This window comes from Streptomyces sp. NBC_01689 (assembly GCF_036250675.1).
Taxonomy (GTDB): domain Bacteria; phylum Actinomycetota; class Actinomycetes; order Streptomycetales; family Streptomycetaceae; genus Streptomyces.
This window is the reverse complement of sequence record NZ_CP109592.1, coordinates 6213229-6231226: the sequence shown is the minus strand read 5'-3', so window position 1 is coordinate 6231226 and position 17998 is coordinate 6213229. Positions and strand designations below refer to the sequence as shown.

General features: G+C 73.2%; 15 protein-coding genes. 8 read left to right on the top strand and 7 right to left on the bottom strand.

Translation table 11 applies throughout. The annotated features are described in order from the left end of the window. Positions 1-44: 44 nt before the first annotated feature. Together OG776_RS26560 and OG776_RS26555 are read right to left on the bottom strand one after the other, a co-directional pair. Positions 45-1196, bottom strand: a complete 1152-nt coding sequence (locus OG776_RS26560; RefSeq protein ID WP_148008502.1) for a dihydrodipicolinate synthase family protein — start codon at positions 1194-1196, stop codon at positions 45-47. Beyond that, positions 1193-2344, bottom strand: a complete 1152-nt coding sequence (locus OG776_RS26555; protein WP_329322646.1) for a Gfo/Idh/MocA family protein — start codon at positions 2342-2344, stop codon at positions 1193-1195. The genes OG776_RS26560 and OG776_RS26555 overlap by 4 nt, the downstream gene beginning before the upstream one ends. A gap of 316 nt (positions 2345-2660) precedes the next feature. Between OG776_RS26555 and OG776_RS26550 the strand changes: the two genes are divergently transcribed. Then, positions 2661-3710, top strand: a complete 1050-nt coding sequence (locus tag OG776_RS26550) for a LacI family DNA-binding transcriptional regulator (RefSeq protein WP_329322645.1) — start codon at positions 2661-2663, stop codon at positions 3708-3710. Positions 3711-4168: 458 nt separating this feature from the next. Here OG776_RS26550 and OG776_RS26545 read toward each other — a convergent pair whose 3' ends face one another. Continuing rightward, a complete protein-coding gene (locus tag OG776_RS26545; RefSeq protein ID WP_329322644.1) occupies positions 4169-5596 on the bottom strand; it encodes an alkaline phosphatase family protein in 1428 nt (475 codons plus the stop codon). A 421-nt stretch (positions 5597-6017) separates the two neighbouring features. Here OG776_RS26545 and OG776_RS26540 point away from each other — a divergent pair, with 421 nt between their 5' ends. From OG776_RS26540 to hemC, 3 genes are all read left to right on the top strand, one after another. Beyond that, positions 6018-6965, top strand: coding sequence for a bifunctional helix-turn-helix transcriptional regulator/GNAT family N-acetyltransferase (locus tag OG776_RS26540; RefSeq protein WP_148014656.1), 948 nt, complete (start codon positions 6018-6020; stop codon positions 6963-6965). Between the two features lie 28 nt (positions 6966-6993). Continuing rightward, entirely contained in the window at positions 6994-7794 is an 801-nt protein-coding gene (locus OG776_RS26535) for a sugar phosphate isomerase/epimerase family protein (protein ID WP_148014657.1), read from the top strand. A gap of 382 nt (positions 7795-8176) precedes the next feature. Then, positions 8177-9112 carry a hydroxymethylbilane synthase gene (gene hemC, locus OG776_RS26530; RefSeq protein ID WP_329322643.1) on the top strand — a complete coding sequence of 312 codons (936 nt, stop codon included), beginning with the start codon at positions 8177-8179 and terminating at the stop codon, positions 9110-9112. Between the two features lie 67 nt (positions 9113-9179). On the opposite strand, the gene aroA is transcribed toward hemC, so the two are convergent. Next, positions 9180-10424 carry a 3-phosphoshikimate 1-carboxyvinyltransferase gene (gene aroA / locus OG776_RS26525; protein WP_148014467.1) on the bottom strand — a complete coding sequence of 415 codons (1245 nt, stop codon included), beginning with the start codon at positions 10422-10424 and terminating at the stop codon, positions 9180-9182. A gap of 4 nt (positions 10425-10428) precedes the next feature. Further along, positions 10429-11349 (bottom strand): EamA family transporter, encoded by a 921-nt coding sequence (locus OG776_RS26520; RefSeq protein ID WP_148014468.1) that lies wholly within the window; start codon positions 11347-11349, stop codon positions 10429-10431. Positions 11350-11437: 88 nt separating this feature from the next. On the opposite strand from OG776_RS26520, the gene OG776_RS26515 reads away from it, so the two are divergent. The 3 genes from OG776_RS26515 (at position 11438) to OG776_RS26505 (ending at position 15284) form a co-directional block, all read left to right on the top strand. Next, positions 11438-12355 carry a LysR family transcriptional regulator gene (locus OG776_RS26515; protein WP_329322642.1) on the top strand — a complete coding sequence of 306 codons (918 nt, stop codon included), beginning with the start codon at positions 11438-11440 and terminating at the stop codon, positions 12353-12355. 360 nt (positions 12356-12715) lie between these two features. After that, a complete protein-coding gene (locus OG776_RS26510) occupies positions 12716-14548 on the top strand; it encodes a glycoside hydrolase family 3 protein (protein ID WP_148008504.1) in 1833 nt (610 codons plus the stop codon). Between the two features lie 112 nt (positions 14549-14660). Continuing rightward, the gene (locus OG776_RS26505; RefSeq protein ID WP_329322641.1) at positions 14661-15284 is read left to right on the top strand and encodes a hypothetical protein; all 624 of its coding nucleotides are present in this window, start codon (positions 14661-14663) and stop codon (positions 15282-15284) included. A gap of 23 nt (positions 15285-15307) precedes the next feature. Here the strand turns inward: OG776_RS26505 and OG776_RS26500 are convergent, their stop codons facing one another. Further along, a complete protein-coding gene (locus OG776_RS26500) occupies positions 15308-16759 on the bottom strand; it encodes a S28 family serine protease (protein ID WP_148008506.1) in 1452 nt (483 codons plus the stop codon). A 141-nt stretch (positions 16760-16900) separates the two neighbouring features. Further along, positions 16901-17290 carry a hypothetical protein gene (locus OG776_RS26495; protein WP_148008507.1) on the bottom strand — a complete coding sequence of 130 codons (390 nt, stop codon included), beginning with the start codon at positions 17288-17290 and terminating at the stop codon, positions 16901-16903. Positions 17291-17696: 406 nt separating this feature from the next. On the opposite strand from OG776_RS26495, the gene OG776_RS26490 reads away from it, so the two are divergent. Further along, the gene (locus OG776_RS26490) at positions 17697-17990 is read left to right on the top strand and encodes a hypothetical protein (protein WP_329322640.1); all 294 of its coding nucleotides are present in this window, start codon (positions 17697-17699) and stop codon (positions 17988-17990) included. Positions 17991-17998: the final 8 nt, after the last annotated feature.

Below are 17998 nucleotides of genomic sequence, written 5' to 3'. Positions count from 1 at the left end.
CCGCTCCAGGACGCCGTCGGCCGGACGCGTCGGGCTCGCCGGGCTCACTGGTCCACTCCGTACAGGGCGAGCAGGTCCCTCATCCGCCGCTCCGCCACGGCCGGGTCCGGGAACAGGCCGAGCCCGTCGGCCAGTTCGTAGGCCCGCGCGAGGTGCGGGAGGGAACGGGCCGACTGCAGGCCGCCCACCATCGTGAAGTGCGTCTGATGTCCGGCGAGCCAGGCCAGGAGGACAACTCCCGTCTTGTAGAAGCGGGTCGGCTCCTGGAAGAGATGGCGGGACAGCTCCACGGTCGGATCGAGCAGCGCGCGGAACCCCTTCACGTCACCGGTGTCGAGCACCCGCACCGCGTGGGCCGCGAGCGGTCCCAGTGGGTCGAAGACACCCAACAGGGCGTGACTGAAACCCCGTTCGTCGCCCGCGATCAGCTCGGGGTAGTGGAAGTCGTCGCCCGTGTAGCAGCGGACGCCGGGCGGGAGCCCGCGGCGCAGGGCGATCTCGCGTCCGGCGTCGAGGAGGGAGACCTTGACGCCGTCGACCTTGTCGGGACGGGCCGCGATCACCTCCAGGAGGACATCCGTCGCCGCGTCCAGGTCGCCGGACCCCCAGTAGCCCCGCAGCGCCGGGTCGAACATCGGACCGAGCCAGTGCAGGACCACCGGGCGGGAGGCCTGGCGCAGGAGATGCCCGTAGACGTCGAGGTAGTCCTCGGGGCCCCGGGCTGCGGCGGCCAGGGCCCGCGAGGCCATCAGGACGGCCTGCGCACCGGTCTCCTCGACGAGCGCGAGCTGCTCCTCGTAGGCGGCGCGGACCTCCGCGAGGGAGCCCGTGGTGATCTGGTCGGTCCCCACCCCGCAGGCGATCCGCCCCCCGGCCGCCCTCGCCTCCGCGGCCGACCTGCGGACGAGTTCGGCCGCGCCCGCCCAGTCCAGACCCATCCCGCGCTGCGCGGTGTCCATCGCCTCGGCGACCCCGAGGCCGTGGGACCACAGATGGCGGCGGAAGGCGAGGGTGGCGTCCCAGTCGACGGCGGCGGGCGAGTCGGGGGACACGTCGGCGTACGGGTCGGCGACGACATGTGCCGCCGCGAAGACCGTACGGGAGGTGAGGGGCGCCCCGGCGGTCGGGGCGAGGGGCTCGGCGCGCGGCTCGTACCGCTTCAGTCCACCGGACCGGTCGGGCAGCCGGACGCTCACAGCGTGATCTCCGGTACGTCGAGACGGCGGCCCTCGGCCGCCGACCTCAGGCCCAGTTCGGCGAGCTGGACGCCGCGGGCACCGGCCAGAAGGTCCCAGTGGTAGGGCGCGTCGGCGTGGACATGCCGCAGGAACAGCTCCCACTGGGCCTTGAAACCGTTGTCGAACTCGGTGTTGTCGGGGACCTCCTGCCACTGGTCGCGGAAGGAGTGGCCGGCCGGGAGGTCCGGGTTCCAGACCGGTCTGGGGGTGGCGGACCGGTGCTGGACACGGCAGTTGCGCAGTCCGGCGACGGCCGAGCCCTCCGTCCCGTCGACCTGGAACTCGACCAGTTCGTCACGGTTGACGCGCACGGCCCAGGACGAGTTGATCTGGGCGACGGCCCCGCCCTCCAGCTCGAAGACGCCGTACGCGGCGTCGTCGGCCGTGGCGTCGTAGGGCTTCCCCCGCTCGTCCCAGCGCTGCGGGACGTGGGTGGCGGTGAGGGCCTGGACGGAGGTGACCCGGCCGAACAGCTCGTGCAGGACGTACTCCCAGTGCGGGAACATGTCGACGACGATGCCGCCGCCGTCCTCCGCGCGGTAGTTCCAGGAGGGTCGCTGGGCGGACTGCCAGTCCCCCTCGAAGACCCAGTAGCCGAACTCCCCGCGCACGGACAGGATCCGCCCGAAGAAGCCGCCGTCGACGAGGCGCTTGAGCTTCAGCAGCCCCGGGAGGAAGAGCTTGTCCTGCACGACCCCGTGCCGGACGCCCTTCGCGTCCGCGAGCCGGGCCAGTTCCAGGGCGCCGTCCAGCCCGGTGGCGGTCGGCTTCTCGGTGTACACGTGCTTGCCCGCCGCGACGGCCTTCCTGATCGCCTCCTCGCGGGCGGAGGTGACCTGTGCGTCGAAGTAGAGGTCGACGTCCGGGTCGGCGAGGACCGCGTCGACGTCCGTCGACCAGTGCTCCAGCCCGTGCCGCTCGGCGATCTCCCTCAGGGCGTGCTCGCGGCGGCCGACGAGGACCGGCTCGGGCCACAGCGTCGTGCCGTCGCCCAGGTCCAGACCGCCCTGGTCCCGCAGGGCGAGAATCGAACGGACGAGGTGCTGGCGGTAGCCCATGCGCCCCGTCACGCCGTTCATGGCGATACGCACCGTCTTGCGTGTCACGTCATCCCCTTCGTGCGCGGGTTCCGCGCCGCACGCGCCCCCTCGGTGAGCGCGACAGCAAGCGCTTTCTATCCGGAGGAAAAGCTAGCCTCTGCCCAGCCGATCGGACAAGACCACGTGGAGGGCGAGATGTTCGACCGGCCGGACATCTGGACTTGAGGGCGCGGGCACGATCGGATGGACCCGCACGTGGCGGGCGTACACGGGTGCGGGGGGGGGTGTGCGCGACGCACGGCCGCGCGCCCCGGCGCTCCGACTCCTCGCACCCGCCCGTGTACGGCAACGACAACGAGACGCGCGACCGGAGGACGACGAGATGACCGTGACCCTGGCGGACGTGGCGGCACGGGCGCAGGTCTCGCCCGCGACCGTGTCCCGGGTGCTGAACGGGAACTACCCCGTCGCCGCGTCCACGCGCGAACGGGTGCTGCGCGCGGTGGACGAACTCGACTACGTACTGAACGGGCCCGCCAGTTCGCTGGCCGCCGCCACCTCCGATCTGGTCGGCATCCTGGTCAACGACATCGCCGACCCGTTCTTCGGGATCATGGCGGCCGCGATCCAGTCGGAGATCGGGGGGCCCGGGGGGCGTGCGGGCGGGGAGCGGCTCGGGGTGGTGTGCAACACCGGCGGTGTCGCGGAGCGCGAGCTGACGTACCTCACGCTGCTCCAGCGGCAGCGCGCGGCGGCGGTCGTACTGACCGGGGGCGCGGTCGAGGACGCGCCGCACGCGGCGGCGGTCGCGGCGAAGCTGCGCAAGCTCGGCGAGGCGGGGACGCGGGTCGTGCTGTGCGGTCGGCCGCCCGCGCCGGACGCGCCCGAGGCGATCGCGCTCACCTTCGACAACCGGGGCGGCGGGCAGCAGCTCACCGAGCATCTGATCGGGCTCGGGCACCGGCGGATGGGGTACATCGCGGGACCCGAGGAGAGGACCACGACCCGGCACCGGCTGGAGGGCCACCGGGCCGCGCTCGCCGCGCACGGGATCGGGGACGATCCCCGGTGGACCGTGCACGGGCGCTACGACCGGCGCTCCGGGTACGAGGCGACGGTCGAGCTTCTGCGCCGGGAGCCGGGCCTGACGGCTGTCGTCGCCGCCAACGACACGGTCGCGCTCGGCGCGTGTGCGGCGTTGCGCGACGCGGGGTTGCGCATCCCGGACGACGTGTCGGTGGCCGGGTTCGACGATCTGCCGTTCAGTGTCGACGCGGTGCCGGCGCTGACGACGGTGCGGTTGCCGTTGTCGGAGGCGGGGGCGCGGGCGGGACGGGTCGCCATGGGCCGCGAGGAGGCTCCGCCCGGGGGGATCGCCGGAGTGCGGGGCGAATTGATGGTGCGGGGGTCCACCGGGGTCCCCAAGGGGTAGGCCCCCGTCCCTCCGTACGACCCGGCCAAGGGGCTGCCGCCCCCTGGACCCCCGCATCGCCCGAAGGGCTCGTCCTCAAACGCCGGACGGGCTGAAGACGCGCCCCCGCACCCAAGCCCCGCCCGAACGGAGACGCAACCCCAATCGATGCACCACCCCACCCGCCACCGAACCGTGCCGGTGTGCCGAGGCCGTCGCCAGCCCGCGCCGAGAAGCCCCGCCCGAACGGAGACACATCCCCAATCGATGCACCACCCCACCCGCCACCGAACCGCACCCGCACCCGCACCCGCACCCGCACCCGACGACGCGCGGAAGGGGCCGTGCCGGTGTGCCGAGGCCGTCGCTTACGTCCGGGTCGAGCAGCGGCTCGCATGCCCGGTCCACGTCTGATCCAGCGGCGACGGCCTCGGTACACCGGCGCGGCCCCGACCCACCACCGCCGCCCACGCGATCGCTCACACGTGCGGGCGGCGGCCCCTCTCCTGGTGGGGGAAGGACTGGTCGGCACCGGGAAGCGTGGGCTTCGGGAGGGTCGCCACTTCCTCCTTCGCCTTCTCCAGCTGCTCCGCCGTGTCGTCCGGCAGACGCGGCGCACGCGGGCTGGAGTGGGAGAACCGGAACGCGGACGTGAGGTCACCGAACGTCGACCGGCGCCAGTCGCTGACGTTCGGCTCCTCGACCCCCGTGAACCGCTCCAGGAACTGCAGCGCGGAGGTGTGGTCGAACGCCTCCGTCGCCACCCAGCCCCCCACCGTCCACGGCGAGACGATGATCGCGGGCACCCGGAAGCCGCCCCCGATCGGCAGCCCCTGCACGAACTCGTCGGCCGTCCCGGCCGCCGGCGTGGGCGGTGGCACGTGGTCGAACAGGCCGTCGTTCTCGTCGTAGTTGAGGATGAACGCGGTCTTCCGCCACACCTTCGGGTTCGACGCGATCGCCTCGATCTTCGAGGCGACGAAATCCGCGCCCGCCGCGGGCAGATAGTCCGGATGCTCCGACTGGTAACTGGTCGGCATGATCCACGACACCGCCGGCAGCCGGTCGTTGCGGGCGTCGTCCTCGAACGTCCCCTCCGGCTGCGGCCGCACCCCGCGCTCGTACAGATCGGAACCGGGCTGCGCGGCACGGAAGCCGGCGAACTGCTCCAGCATGTTGCAGCCGTAGTCGTCGTCCTGCTGGTACACCTTCCAGCTGACGCCGGCCGCCTGCAGCCGCTCCGCGTACGTCGTCCACCGGTACGGCGTCGGGGCCTTGTTGACGAGGACCGGACCGCCCTGGGTCCCGCCCGGGTCGATCGTCCCCGTCATCCAGTACAGCCGGTTGGGCCAGGTCGGCCCGAACACCGAGCAGAAGTAGTTGTCGCAGACGGTGAACGTCTCGGCGAGCGCGAACTGGAACGGGATGTCCTCGCGCGTGTAGTAGCCCATCACGTACGGGCCGTTCGCCCCGTCCGCCTTGCGGTGCGCCGGCAGCCACTGGTCCATCCTGCCGCCGTTCCACGCCTCGTGCTGCACGGCCCACGCGTGGCTCGTGGAGGGAATGGCCTGGGCACTGGACGTGTGGGTGTCGAGGTGGAAGGGGAGCAGGTACCCCTTCGGGTTGACCGCGTCGGGCTGGTAGAAGACCGACCGTCCGGTGTCGAGCTTCAGCGCGTGGGGGTCGGCGAACCCCCGGACACCCGACAGCGTGCCGAAGTAGTGGTCGAACGACCGGTTCTCCTGCATCAGCATGACGACGTGCTCGATGTCGCGGAGCGAACCGTGCCGGGGCGGTCCGGCCGCGACGGCCTTCTGGACGCTCGGCGGGAGAAGGGAGAGTGCCGCGGCGCCGCCCAGCGCGCCGGCGGCCGAACCCAGGAGTCTACGACGTGTCAACTCGGTCATAAATGCTCCTTCTTGAGACTTCGCCAGCTCTCCGGAGTCGAACTGCGGGACCCGCCGGGACGAGCCCGCCGTCTCACTCTCCAGGGGGTTCGCGGGGGTTGGCAGAGGCGCGCGATGAACTCGAGGACAACGCGCGGGAAGGGGTTGGCCAAGCCATGACCCGGTTCGCCGGGACGCCGTCCGCCCGTTACCGGAGCGTGGCCGCCTTCACCCGGACTCCACGCCCGCCGGACCCGTCCGGCCCGTGGACGCCGCCTCCCCCACACCCGTACGCTCGACGCGTATCGCTGACTGAGTCAACCGTCGCGCCATCCCCCCGCACCTCCCGCACCCGCACCCGCACCCGCACCCGCCAAGCACAGCGCAACGCAACGCAACGCAACGCACAGCCGAAACCCAGAGCCGACCTCCGGGGTTGACCATGACCGTCCAGGACATCCGCTCCTTCAACCGCTTCTACACGAACGTCATCGGCGCACTCGACTACGGCCGCCACCTCTACGCCCCGTACACCCTCACGGAGTCGCGCGTGCTGTACGAGCTCGCCCACTCACCGCACACCGACGCCACCGGTCTCCGTAGCGAACTGTCTCTGGACTCGGGGTACTTGAGCCGGATCCTCAACAAGTTCGAGCAGGACGGCCTGATCGAGCGCGCGCCTTCGCAGAGCGACCCGCGCCGCCGCCGGATCACGCTCACACCGCGCGGCCGGGAGACCGCGGCCGTACTGGACGAACGTTCACGGGAATCCGTCGGGGCCCTGCTGGCGACCGTGCCCGCCGACGACCGCCCCCGCCTCGCCGAGGCGATGCACACCGTGCGCGCGCTCCTGTCGTCCCGCCGCCCGGCCCCACCCGCCGGCCGCGGACACGAGGACGTCGTGCTGCGCGAGCCCGTCCCCGGCGACCTCGGCTGGATCGTGCAGCGCAACGCCGCGCTGTACGCGTCCGAGTTCGGCTGGAACACCGACTACGAGGGGCTGGTCGCCAGGATCGTCGCGGACTTCGCCGAGGACCACGATCCGCATCTGGAGCGGGTCTGGATCGCCGAGCTGGCCGGCCGGCCGGTGGGGTGCGTGATGTGCGTGCGGGACGACGCCCCGGGAACGGCCCGGCTGCGACTGCTCCTCGTCGAGCCGGACGCCCGCGGGCTCGGCGTCGGCGACCGGCTGGTCGAGGCGGTCGTCGGGTTCGCGCGCGACGGCGGCTACCGGGACCTCGTCCTGTGGACCAACGACGTCCTGACCGCGGCCGCCCGCGTCTACCGCCGCCACGGCTTCTCCCTCGTCGCCGAGAAGCCGCACCGTTCGTTCGGCGCGGATCTCGTGGGCCAGGACTGGCGACTGGACCTGCACGTCTCCCCGGGATGATCCGGGGTGCCGGGTAGGGTCCCGGTCCATGAAGCTGGCCTTCTCCACGCTCGGCGTGCCCGCGCTCCCCGTCCCCGACGTCGTACGGCTCGCCGCCGCGCACGGCTATCACGGCGTGGAGCTGCGCGCGCATCCCGAGGAGCCGGTGCACCCCGGGCTCGGACCGGCCGAGCGGGCCGGCGTGACCGCCGCGTTCGAGGCGGGCGGTGTCGAGATCATGGGCCTGGCCGGGTACACCCGGGTGGCCGCACCGGGCGACGACGCCCCCGTCGTCGCCGAGCTGCGCGGACTCCTGGACCTGGCGCGGGACCTCTCGGCGCCCTTCGTCCGCGTCTTCCCGGGCGCACCTGCCGGACAGAGCGCCGAGGAGGCCGACGCGACGGCGGCGCGACGGCTCGGGACGGCCGCGGAGTACGCCGCCGACCTGGGCGTACGCATCCTGCTGGAGACCCACGACTCGCACCGCACCGGCGCGGACGCGACGCGGATCCTGGGCCTGGTCGGCCATCACCACGTGGGCTCGCTGTGGGACGTCATGCACACCTGGCTCGGCGGCGAGGAGCCGCCTTCGACGTACGCGGCCCTGTCCACGTACCTCGGTTATGTGCAGGTCAAGGACATCGCGTCCGCCGAGGACACCACCCCGCTCCCGCTGGGCGCGGGCGTCCTGCCGCTCGCGGAGTGCGTGGAACTGCTCTCCCGCGAGGGCTGGGACGGCTGGTTGTGCTGGGAGTACGAGAAGCGGTGGTACGAGGCAGCCGCGCCGCTCCCGGGACTGCTGGGTCCGGGCCGGGAGCACCTCGGACGTCTGCTGAACGAGTCGGCGTAGCGCGCCGGCCTCCCCGGCCGCTCTCCCCCGTCGCCCCGCACGCGTCCGAGCCGCCCCGTGGCGTCGCACCGCCCTCCGCCGCACGCCGACACCGCACCGCGCCCGCGTACCCGCGCCGTTCATCACACCCCCGGCCCCGCACCGCACCCCCGTACCCGCACCGTTCATCACACCCCCGGCCCCGCACCGCACCCCCGTACCCGCACCGTTCATCACATCCCCGGACCCGCACCGCACCCCCGTACCCGCACCACACACCGCGCACCGCGCACCGCGCCCCCACCCCCGCCCGCCGACGGCCCGCGGCCGCTCGCGCCGCCACCACCTGGGGCGATCGCCTTACCCCCCACCCGCCCCAAGCAAACCGGCTATCGTGGTCGGCATGTCGGCCCCGGAACTGATCCGTATCGTCTCCCGCGACTCCCCCATGGCCTTGGCCCAAGTGGAGCGCGTACGCGCCGAGTTGGGCGCGCTCCACCCCGAGATCCGCACCGAGGTCGTCCCGGTGCGGACGACCGGCGACAAGTGGATGGGCGACCTGTCCAAGGTCGAGGGCAAGGGCGCGTTCACCAAGGAGGTCGACGCGGCGCTGCTGGCGGGTGAGGCCGACCTCGCGGTGCACTGCGTGAAGGACATCCCCGCGGACCGCCCGCTGCCCGCTGGGACGATGTTCGCCGCCTTCCTCGCCCGGGACGACATCCGCGACGCGCTGATCCACCCCGCCGGGCTCACCCTCGACGAGCTGCCGCAGGGCACCCGGATCGGCACCTCCTCCGTGCGGCGCGTGGCACAGCTCGCCGCCTCGCACCCGCATCTGGAGTGCGTGCCGTTCCGGGGCAACGCCAACCGCCGCCTGGAGAAGCTCGCGGCGGGCGAGGCGGACGCGCTGCTGCTCGCGGCGTCCGGGCTCGAACGCATCGGCCGCACCGACGTGATCAGCGAGGTCCTGTCGACCGAGACGATGATGCCGCCGATCGGCGCGGGCATCCTGGCCCTCCAGTGCCGCGAGGGCGACACGGACGTGATCGGGACCGTCAGCGACCTCGGCGACCCGGACACGCACCGCGAGGCCACCGCGGAGCGCATGTTCCTGCACGTCCTGCAGGGCCACTGCAACTCGCCGATCGCGGGTTACGCGAAGGCGCACCGCGGTGGCGAACTGTCGCTGCGCGCCTGCGTGTTCACCCCGGACGGCAAGACGGTCCTGAACGCGCACGAGTGGGCGGGCCGGCTCGATCCCGCGACCCTCGGCACGTCGGTCGCCGTGGCACTGCTGCGCCAGGGTGCCCGCGAGCTGATCGACGGCATCCCGCACTGACCGGGAGCCCGGCCCCGGGGACGGTCTCCCCGCGGCCGGGCCGGTTCTCCCGTCCCGGCCCGGGGGGTCACGGACCCAGCAGCCGGGCCCGCAGCCCGGCGAACTCCTCGTGGAAGGCCGGGAACGTCTTCCGTACGCAGCCGGGGTCGTCGAACGAGACACCCGGGGTCCGCAGTCCGGTCACCGCGAAGGACATGACGACGCGGTGGTCGCCGTACGTCCTGATCTCCGTGCCGGACCGCGGAGCCGCACCGGGGTGGATCTCGATCCAGTCGGGGCCGGTCCGCACCCGTACGCCCAGCCGCCGGAGGTTCTCCGCGCAGGCGTCGAGGCGGTCGCACTCCTTGACGCGTGTGTTGGCGACGTCCTCGATGCGGACCGGGCCCGAGGCGAACGGCGCGATCGCGGCCAGCGTCGGCATGGTGTCGGAGATGTCCCGCATGCCGACCGTGACGCCGCGCAGTTCGCCGGTACCGGTGACCGTCGTACGGTCCTCGCGGACCTCCACCCGCGCCCCCATCCGCCGCAGCACCTCCACGAAGCCCAGGTCCCCCTGGAGCGCGCCGGTGCCGAGACCGGGGACCGTCACCGTACGGCCCGTCACCGCCGCCGCGGCGAAGAAGTAGCTCGCGGTGGACGCGTCGGGTTCGATCGCCCAGGTCGTGGCGCGGTAGCCGCCGGGGTCCACCTCGAAGACGTCGCCCTCCCTGCGGACGGACGCCCCGAACGCCCGCATCATCGCGAGGGTGATCCCGACGTACGGCGCGGACACCAGGTCGGTCACGGTGATCCGCAGGCCCTCGCGGGTCAGCGGGCCGAGCAGCAGAAGTGCCGTCAGGTACTGGGAGGACTGGCCCGCGTCGAGCGTCACCTCGCCGCCCGCCACACCGGACGCCGCGATCCGCAGCGGGTGATGGCCCTCCTCCCGGTCGTGCCGGAGGTCCACCCCCAGGTCGCGCAGGGCGCGGGTGAGCGGCAGCAGCGGGCGGCGGCGCATCTGCGCGGAGGCGTCGAAGCGGTAGGTGCCGTGGCCCGCGGCGGCGAGGGTGGGCAGGAAGCGGGCGGTGGTCGCGCCGTCCCGGCAGTGCACGTCGGCGTCCGTGACGGCCGGGCCCCCCGGACGCCCGTCGACCTGCCAGACGTGCGGTGCGCGGCCGACCCGGTAGCCCAGCCGGACGAGGCCCTCCGCGAAGCCCTCCGTGTCGTCGGAGCGGAGCGGGCGCCGCAGGGTCGTGACCCCGTCGGCCGCCGCCGCCAGGAACAGCGCACGCGCGGTGATGGACTTGGACCCGGGGATGTCGACTACGGCCATGGGCTCATACTGGCGCCCCGATCCGGTCCGGTGTCGGACCGTCCGCCGGTCGGACCACCCCGCGGGCCGTCCGCGAGGGTGCCAGGGAGGTCAGGGCCACCCCTCCGACCAGCAGCGCCGCCGCCGCCCAGCGCAGGGGGCCCACCGACTCGCCGAGGAACAGGGCGGCGGACGACATGCCGAAGACCGGGACCAGGAGGGAGAACGGCGCGACGGTGGACGCGGGATGGTGGCGCAGCAGCCTGCCCCACGCCCCGAAGCCGAGGACGGTCGTGATCCAGGCGACGTAGACCACGATCCCGGCGCCCCGCCAGTCGAGGGCACGCAGCGCGTCGAGGTCCCGGGCGGGGCCCTCCGTCAGCAACGAGAGCCCCAGCAGCGGGAGTACGGGGACGGTGCTCACCCACACCATGAAATTGAGGGAGTCGGGCGGAGAAGCCCTGCGGGTCAGGACGTTGGACGCGCCCCAGCAGGCCGCCGCCGCGATCACCAGCGCGAAGGCGCCGAGCGGGCCGCCGGTGCCCTCGTCCACGGCGGCCACGACGACGCCGCACAACGCGACCGCCATGCCCGCGAGCCGGACGCCGGTGGGCCGTTCGCCCAGGACGGCGTAGGCGATGAGCGCCGTGAAGACCGCCTGGACCTGGAGGACGAGGGAGGACAGGCCGGCCGGCATCCCGGCGCCCATGCCGATGAAGAGCAGTCCGAACTTGGCGACGCCCAGGACCAGCCCCACCGCCACGATCCACTTCCACGCGACCTTGGGCCGCCCGACGAAGAACACCGCGGGCAGAGCCGCCACCAGGAAGCGCAGGGCGGAGAAGAGCAGCGGCGGGAAGTGGCCGAGACCGACCTCGACGACGGTGAAGTTCACGCCCCAGACGGCGGCGACGAACACGGCGAGACAGATGTGGGCGGGTCGCATGGGTCGAGGATCACGCCCGGGAACCGTTAAGCACCAGCGAATCCTGCTGCATGGTTGGATGAAGCGTTTCTGATGAAAGGGGTGGGTCGTGCTCGACCTCCAGCGGCTGCGCGCCCTGCACGCCGTCTCCGTCCACGGCACGGTCGGCGCCGCCGCGGCGGCGCTCGGGTACACGCCCTCCGCGGTGTCCCAGCAGATCGCCAAACTGGAGCGGGAGACCAGGACCGTGTTGCTCGAACGGCGTGGCCGCGGTGTGCGGCTCACCGAGCAGGCCCTTCGACTGGCCTCCACCGCGCAGCAGTTGATGGCCATCGTGGAGCGTGCCGAGACCGAACTGGAGGAGCGGCGCGGGGTTCCCGCGGGGCGGCTGGACCTCGCCGCGTTCGCCAGCGCGGCCCGCGGGCTGCTGCCCGCCGTCCTGGCCGACCTGGCCGTCCGGCATCCCGCCCTCGACACCCGGCTCACCGAGGTCGACCCGCATCTCTCCGTGGACCTGGTCGCCAAGGGCGCCGTCGACGTGGCCGTGGCGCACGACTGGGACATCGCGCCGCTCCCCGCTCCGCCGGGCGTGGAGCAGGCGGTGATCGGGGACGACCTCTGCGACCTCCTGGTGCCCGCCGGGCATCCGCTCGCCGGGCGGACGTCCGTGCGGCGGGAGGAGTTGGCCGGTGAGCGGTGGATCTGCCAGCCGCCCGGCCGGGTGTGCCACGACTGGCTGGTGCGCACGCTGCGCGCGGCGGGCTGCGAGCCGGACATCGTCCATCAGGCGGACGAGAACCCGACCCTCGTCGCCCTGGTCGCGGCCGGGCTCGGCGTCGCGCTGATCCCCCGGCTCGGGCGTGGCGCGCTTCCCGAAGGGGTGGTGGAGGTGCCGCTCGACCCGATGCCCGTACGGCGGTTGTACGCGCTGTGGCGCACCGGCGCGGCACGGCGGCCGGCCATCGCGGAGACGGTCGCCGCCCTGCGGTCGCACTGGCCCTCGGCGTCCCGGCACGACACGCCGTGAGCGGTGCCGGGCGCACCGAGCCGCGCCGTGAATCGCGCCGGGTGCCCCGCCCCGCCCTCCCGAGTCGCTGATCCCGGACCGGCGGTCCCGTACGGAGACCCCTGTGCGCCGGGGGCCCGTCGGCCGGATTCCGGCGACCCGGCCCCGACCCGCCGGACCCGGCGGCGCCCTCCCGGCCCTCGCCCGCCTTCCTCGTCCCACGACGTGAAGGGGCGCACCGGTGACGGCGTCCGACGGTCTCCCCGCTTCCGACCGCGCCGGTGACGGCCCTGTGCGGCTCCTGTGCACACCCTTGACTGGAAGAAACTTCCCGGATATTCGTGACTCTCGGAAGTTTCCTTCACGAAGGAAGGAGCGCTCGTGCGCGACTCCAGCACGGGAAGCACCGCATCACCGTCCAGACGTACGGTTCTCGCCGCCACCGCCGCGACCACCGCCGCTCTCGCCCTGAACACGGCCCCCGCCGGGGCCGCCGGGGGCCACCATGACGACACGTCACTCCGCGCCCTGATCTCCCGCATGACGCTGGAGGAGAAGGTCGGCCAGCTCTTCGTGATGCGGGTGTACGGCCACTCGGCCACCGCCCCCGACCAGGCCGACATCGACGCCAACCTCACGGAACTCGGCGTCAGGACGGCCGCCGAACTGATCGCCCGTTACCGCGTCGGCGGCATCATCTACTTCACCTGGGCCCACAACACCCGTGACCCGCACCAGATCGCGGCTCTGTCCAACGGCATCCAGCGGGTCTCGCTGGCCCAGCCACGCGGGCTGCCCGTGCTGATCTCCACCGACCAGGAGCACGGCATAGTGGCCAGGGTCGGCAAGCCCGCCACGCTGTTCCCGGGCGCGATGGCGCTGGGTGCGGGCGGCTCGCGGGAGGACGCCCGCACGGTCGGGCGGCTCAGCGGCACCGAACTGCGCGCGCTCGGCATCCGGCAGGACTACTCCCCGGTCGCCGACGTGAACGTCAACCCGGCCAACCCGGTCATCGGCGTCCGCTCCTTCGGTGCCGACCCCCGGGCGGTGGCCCGGCTGGTGACGGCCGAGGTGGAGGGGTACCGCGGCGCGGGCGTGGCCGCCACGTCCAAGCACTTCCCTGGCCACGGCGACACCGCCGTGGACAGCCACTTCGGCTTCCCGGTCATCACGCACAGCCGTCAGCTGTGGTCGGACCTCGACGCCGTGCCGTTCCGGGCCGCGATCCGGGCCGGTATCGACTCGATCATGACCGCCCACATCATGGTCCCGGCGCTCGACCCGGCCGGTGACCCGGCCACGCTCTCCCGCCCGATCCTCACCGGCATCCTGCGCGAGGAACTCGGCTACGACGGCGTGGTGGTGACGGACTCGCTCGGCATGGAGGGCGTACGGACGAAGTACGGCGACGACCGTGTCCCCGTACTGGCCCTGAAGGCCGGCGTCGACCAGCTCCTCAACCCGCCGTCCATCGACGTCGCCTGGCACGCCGTGCTCGACGCGGTGCGCGGCGGCGAGCTGACCGAGGCCCGTCTCGACGAGTCGATCCTGCGCGTCCTGCGGCTCAAGGCGAAGCTCGGACTGCTCGACGACCCCTACGTCGGCGACACCGGTGTCGACCGGGCCGTCGGCACCGCCGCCCACCTCAGGGCGGCCGACCGGATCGCCGAACGCACCACGACCCTGCTGGTCAACAAGCGGGGCCTGCTGCCGCTCTCCCGCCGTACGCACCGGCGCGTGCTCGTCGTCGGCGCCGATCCGGCCTCGCCCACCGGCACCGACGGTCCGCCGACCACCGTCCTCGCGGCGGCCCTGACCGCGCTGGGATTCACGGCGACGGCACTGTCCACGGGGACGGCACCGACCGGGGCCGCCGTCGACGGGGCGGTCGCGGCCGCCGCCGGAGCGGACGCCGTGGTCGTCGCGACGTACAACGTCACCGCGGCGAGTTCCCAGCGGACGCTCGTCGACCGGCTGGCCGCCACCGGCGTCCCGGTCGTCGTGATCGCCGTCCGCAACCCGTACGACGTCGCCCATCTCCCCACCGCCGACGCCCACTTGGCGGCGTACTCCTGGACGGACGTCGAACTGCGGGCCGCCGCACGGGTGATCGCCGGCCGGGCCGCGCCGCGCGGCAGGCTCCCGGTCGCGGTGCAGCGGGCGGACGACCCCGCCCAGGTGCTGTATCCGATCGGGTACGGAATGACGTACTAGCCCTGCGCACCGGGCCGGACGCACCACCCCCGGCAGACGCAAAGCATCCCGAATGTCCGGCGTGTGCCCGCCACCGCGGGTCACGCTGGGCAGGGGCATCGGGGGGAAAGACATGCGAGCTGGCTCGGTGGGACGGCGGTGCGCCGGGGCGGTCTGCGCGCTGGCCCTGGCCGTGCTCACCGGCTGCGGCCACGGGCCGGAGCCCGCGGATGCCGCGCCCCGCCCGGCACCGACGACCGCCGGGCCCTCCGGCCGGGGTGCGGTGTTCCTCGCGGTCGGCGAGTGCGGTTCCGCCGGGACGAGCCGTGTCGCCGAGGTGCCCTGCGCCGGTGACCGGGCCGCCGCCCGCGTCCTCGCCCGCCACGACGGCAGGGTCGCCGACGGGCCGCTGTGCCCGCCGGCCACGGACTTCGTCCTGCACATCGACGCGGCCCGGGCCGCCGCGGACGGCGGCGGCAGCCCGGCCCCACAGGGTTACGCCTGCATGCGCGGGCTGGCTCCCCCGCACCCAGGCGACCCGGGCGGCGGCGGAGGTCCCCGCACGGTCGTCGGCGACTGCGTCTACCGCGCGGGCGGCGGCCAGGTCCGCGAGACCGCCTGCGACGGCCGGGGTGCCGAGCCCCCGGAGTACGTGGTGGCCGAGGCGGTCACCGACCGCTCCGTGTGCCCGCCCGCCACGGCCCTGTACGTCCAGCTGGGCGGCGCCCGACCGGTCGGCTGCGCCCGCCCGCGGTGACCGGCGGGCGGGCGCGGCCGCGGCTACGGACGCAGCGCCGGCTCGCGTTCGACGTCGCGCCGGTCGAGCCCGGCGTCGAACCGGGCCAGCGGGCGGGCCGCCGAGGGGTCCGCCTGCACGGCCGCGGGGGCGACACCGGCCCAGTCCAGGATGCGGGCCGTCGCCAGCGCCTTCTCGTCGGGGACGAGACCGGCGACGTTGGCACCGTGGTTGAGGCCGGGAGCCGTGAAGACGTACGCGTCACGGGCGCCCTTGCCGAGGCGGAAGCGCTCCGCCCCCCACGGGTCGTTCTGGCCGTAGACGTAGAGCATGTGGTGGGCGTGGTGCGCGACCCACGTGTCCACGTCCCGCATCGCCGACCGCTGGAACGTCATCGGGATGGAGCGCGGCACGAAGTTCCGCGGCGGCTGGTAGCCGTAGCGGATCAGCTTCTTCTCGATGTACGGGAAGCGGATCGTGGGCGCGCCGAGCTGCGTGCCCGCCTGGTAGTAGTACGGCGTGTAGGTCTCCAGGCCCTGGTCGGTGTAGGCGGAGAAGCCGGAGATGGTGTCGACGGAGTCCCAGATCGCGTCGTCGGTGGCGTGCGCCGCGTCGGCCGGGATCGTCGCGCAGTCCGCCAGCAGGCTGTACTGCCAGAAGCCCCACACGTAGTCGAGGACGACGGCCTCGTACGCCTTGTCCAGGCTGCCGATCGTGGTGAAGGTGTAGCCGTTGTCGGCGGCGTACTGCGCGTACTTCTTCTCCAGCGGCTCGCGGCGCACCAGCGCCTCGCGCTGCACCGCGTTCAGCCGGTCGCGGCACTCCTTGGTGCCGACGTTGCGGAAGAAGCGGTCGTACGCCGAGTCCTCGTCGTTCACCACGTCGTTGGGGGCGACGTAGGCGACCACGCCGTCCATGTCGCGCGGGTAGAAGCGCTCGTAGTAGGTGGCGGTCATGCCGCCCTTGGAGCCGCCCGTCGAGATCCACTTCCGGCCGTAGATCGGCTTGAGGGCCTCGAAGATGCGGTGCTGGTCGCTGGCCGCCTGCCAGATGTCGAGCTTGGACCAGTCGGCCGGAGCGGGCCGGGACGGGGTGAAGAAGCGGTACTCCATCGAGATCTGGTTGCCGTCCACGATCTGGGTCGGTTCGCGGCGGCTCGGGGTCGTGGAGACGTTGTAGCCGCCGGTGTAGAAGACCGTCGGGCGCGCGGTGTCCTTGTGCAGCACCGTGATGCGCTGCTGGAACGTGCCCCGGGACGGGTGCCGGTGGTCGATCGGCTGGGTGTAGCCGAGGACGAAGAAGCGGTAGCCGGTGTACGGCTTCTCCTCGATCAGGCTCATGCCCGGTATCGCGAGGAGACGGTCCTTGATGTCCTGCGAGGTCGTGCCGGTGGTGGTGGCCGTGGCCTCCGGCTGGGCGGCGGTGGCCGCCCCGGCCGTGCTCAGCGTGCCTATGAGCACCGTGAGCGCCAGCAGCCATCTGAGCGCCTTGCGCATGCACCCTCCCCTGGAGTTACACAGATGTCCGCCGGAACCTAGCGGAGCAACTGAGTTGACACCAGGGGGACTTGAGTGATCCCTGTGACTTCGCTGTGATTCAGCCGGGAATCGCCGGAACTCCGGCCGGGACCGACCGCCTCAGCACAGGATCCAGCCCGAGCTGACCGAGCCCGAGCCGACCGAGCCCCGGATACGGACGCAGCGGTGGCCGGCGTGGACGGTGACCGGGCCCGCGTGGTACGCGAAGCGGCCCGCGTCGACCACCGGCCGGTTGCCGCGCGCCTGCACACTGACCGACATCTGCCGCTTCCGCGCCTGCTGCTTCTTGGGGACGGTCACGGCGCAGACGTAGCCGCCGTTCCGGTAGAGCTGCACGGAGCCGGTCGTGAAGGAGACCGTGCGCACCTTGCGTCCCGAGCAGTACGAGGCGGCCTGCGCACTCCCCGGGCACACCAACGCGAGCAGCCCGGAGGCGGTCAGCACGGCCAGGCCCAGCGCCAGGCGCCGACGGATCGCACCACTGTCCACAATCGCCCCTCCCCGACCATTGAGCGTACTGGTGTACGGACGCAGAACATGTGTCGGATGGTTGCGCGCCTCCGGCAGCCCGCCCTCGGCGCCTTCGTCCCTTGCGCCGGACGGGTCCTTTTCCGCGCCTTCTCGTCCTTCGGGGCAACCGCGCCCCTTCACCCGGTGTCCTCTGGTCAGGAAAGCGAAAGGTGGTACCCGATGTCCCGCACGTCCCGTTCCCGCCCGCCCCGGTCCCGTATGTCCCGTTCCCGCGCCGCCGTCGGTGCGTTCGCCTGCGCCGCCGTCCTGGCCGCGGCCGGCGCCTCGGTCCCCGCGTTCGCCGGCTCCCCCGCCCGCGCGAAGCGGTACCGCCGGTCCGGCGTACGAGCGGGTCGCCGACTTCTACGGCGCCTACATCGACGCCGTGACCGACCAGGGCTCCGGCCGTCTCGGCTCCCAGCTGCGCGCGTTCTACCTGACCCCGGACCTGCGCACCCGGCTCGCCGGGTGGGAGAGCCGTGAGCACGCCGACGGCGTCCTGCGCGCCCAGGACGTGCCGCGTGCCTGGAAGGTGACGGCCGGCGACAGCGGTGCGGGCCACACCTGGTCGACCGTCCGGCTGACCTGGGGCTCCCGCCAGCACCCGACGTACACCTATCTGACCGTCCGGTCCGACCTGGCCACGAAGAAGATCTCCGGCATCGGGCCGAAGGGCTGAACGGGCGG

What these genes read in the sequence shown, in the direction of transcription:
- OG776_RS26550 (WP_329322645.1), top strand. Translation starts at nt 2,661, where the DNA reads ATGACCGTGACCCTGGCGGACGTGGCGGCACGGGCGCAGGTCTCGCCC.
- OG776_RS26545 (WP_329322644.1), bottom strand. Translation starts at nt 5,596, where the DNA reads ATGACCGAGTTGACACGTCGTAGACTCCTGGGTTCGGCCGCCGGCGCG.
- OG776_RS26540 (WP_148014656.1), top strand. Translation starts at nt 6,018, where the DNA reads ATGACCGTCCAGGACATCCGCTCCTTCAACCGCTTCTACACGAACGTC.
- OG776_RS26535 (WP_148014657.1), top strand. Translation starts at nt 6,994, where the DNA reads ATGAAGCTGGCCTTCTCCACGCTCGGCGTGCCCGCGCTCCCCGTCCCC.
- hemC (WP_329322643.1), top strand. Translation starts at nt 8,177, where the DNA reads ATGTCGGCCCCGGAACTGATCCGTATCGTCTCCCGCGACTCCCCCATG.
- aroA (WP_148014467.1), bottom strand. Translation starts at nt 10,424, where the DNA reads ATGGCCGTAGTCGACATCCCCGGGTCCAAGTCCATCACCGCGCGTGCG.
- OG776_RS26520 (WP_148014468.1), bottom strand. Translation starts at nt 11,349, where the DNA reads ATGCGACCCGCCCACATCTGTCTCGCCGTGTTCGTCGCCGCCGTCTGG.
- OG776_RS26505 (WP_329322641.1), top strand. Translation starts at nt 14,661, where the DNA reads ATGCGAGCTGGCTCGGTGGGACGGCGGTGCGCCGGGGCGGTCTGCGCG.
- OG776_RS26500 (WP_148008506.1), bottom strand. Translation starts at nt 16,759, where the DNA reads ATGCGCAAGGCGCTCAGATGGCTGCTGGCGCTCACGGTGCTCATAGGC.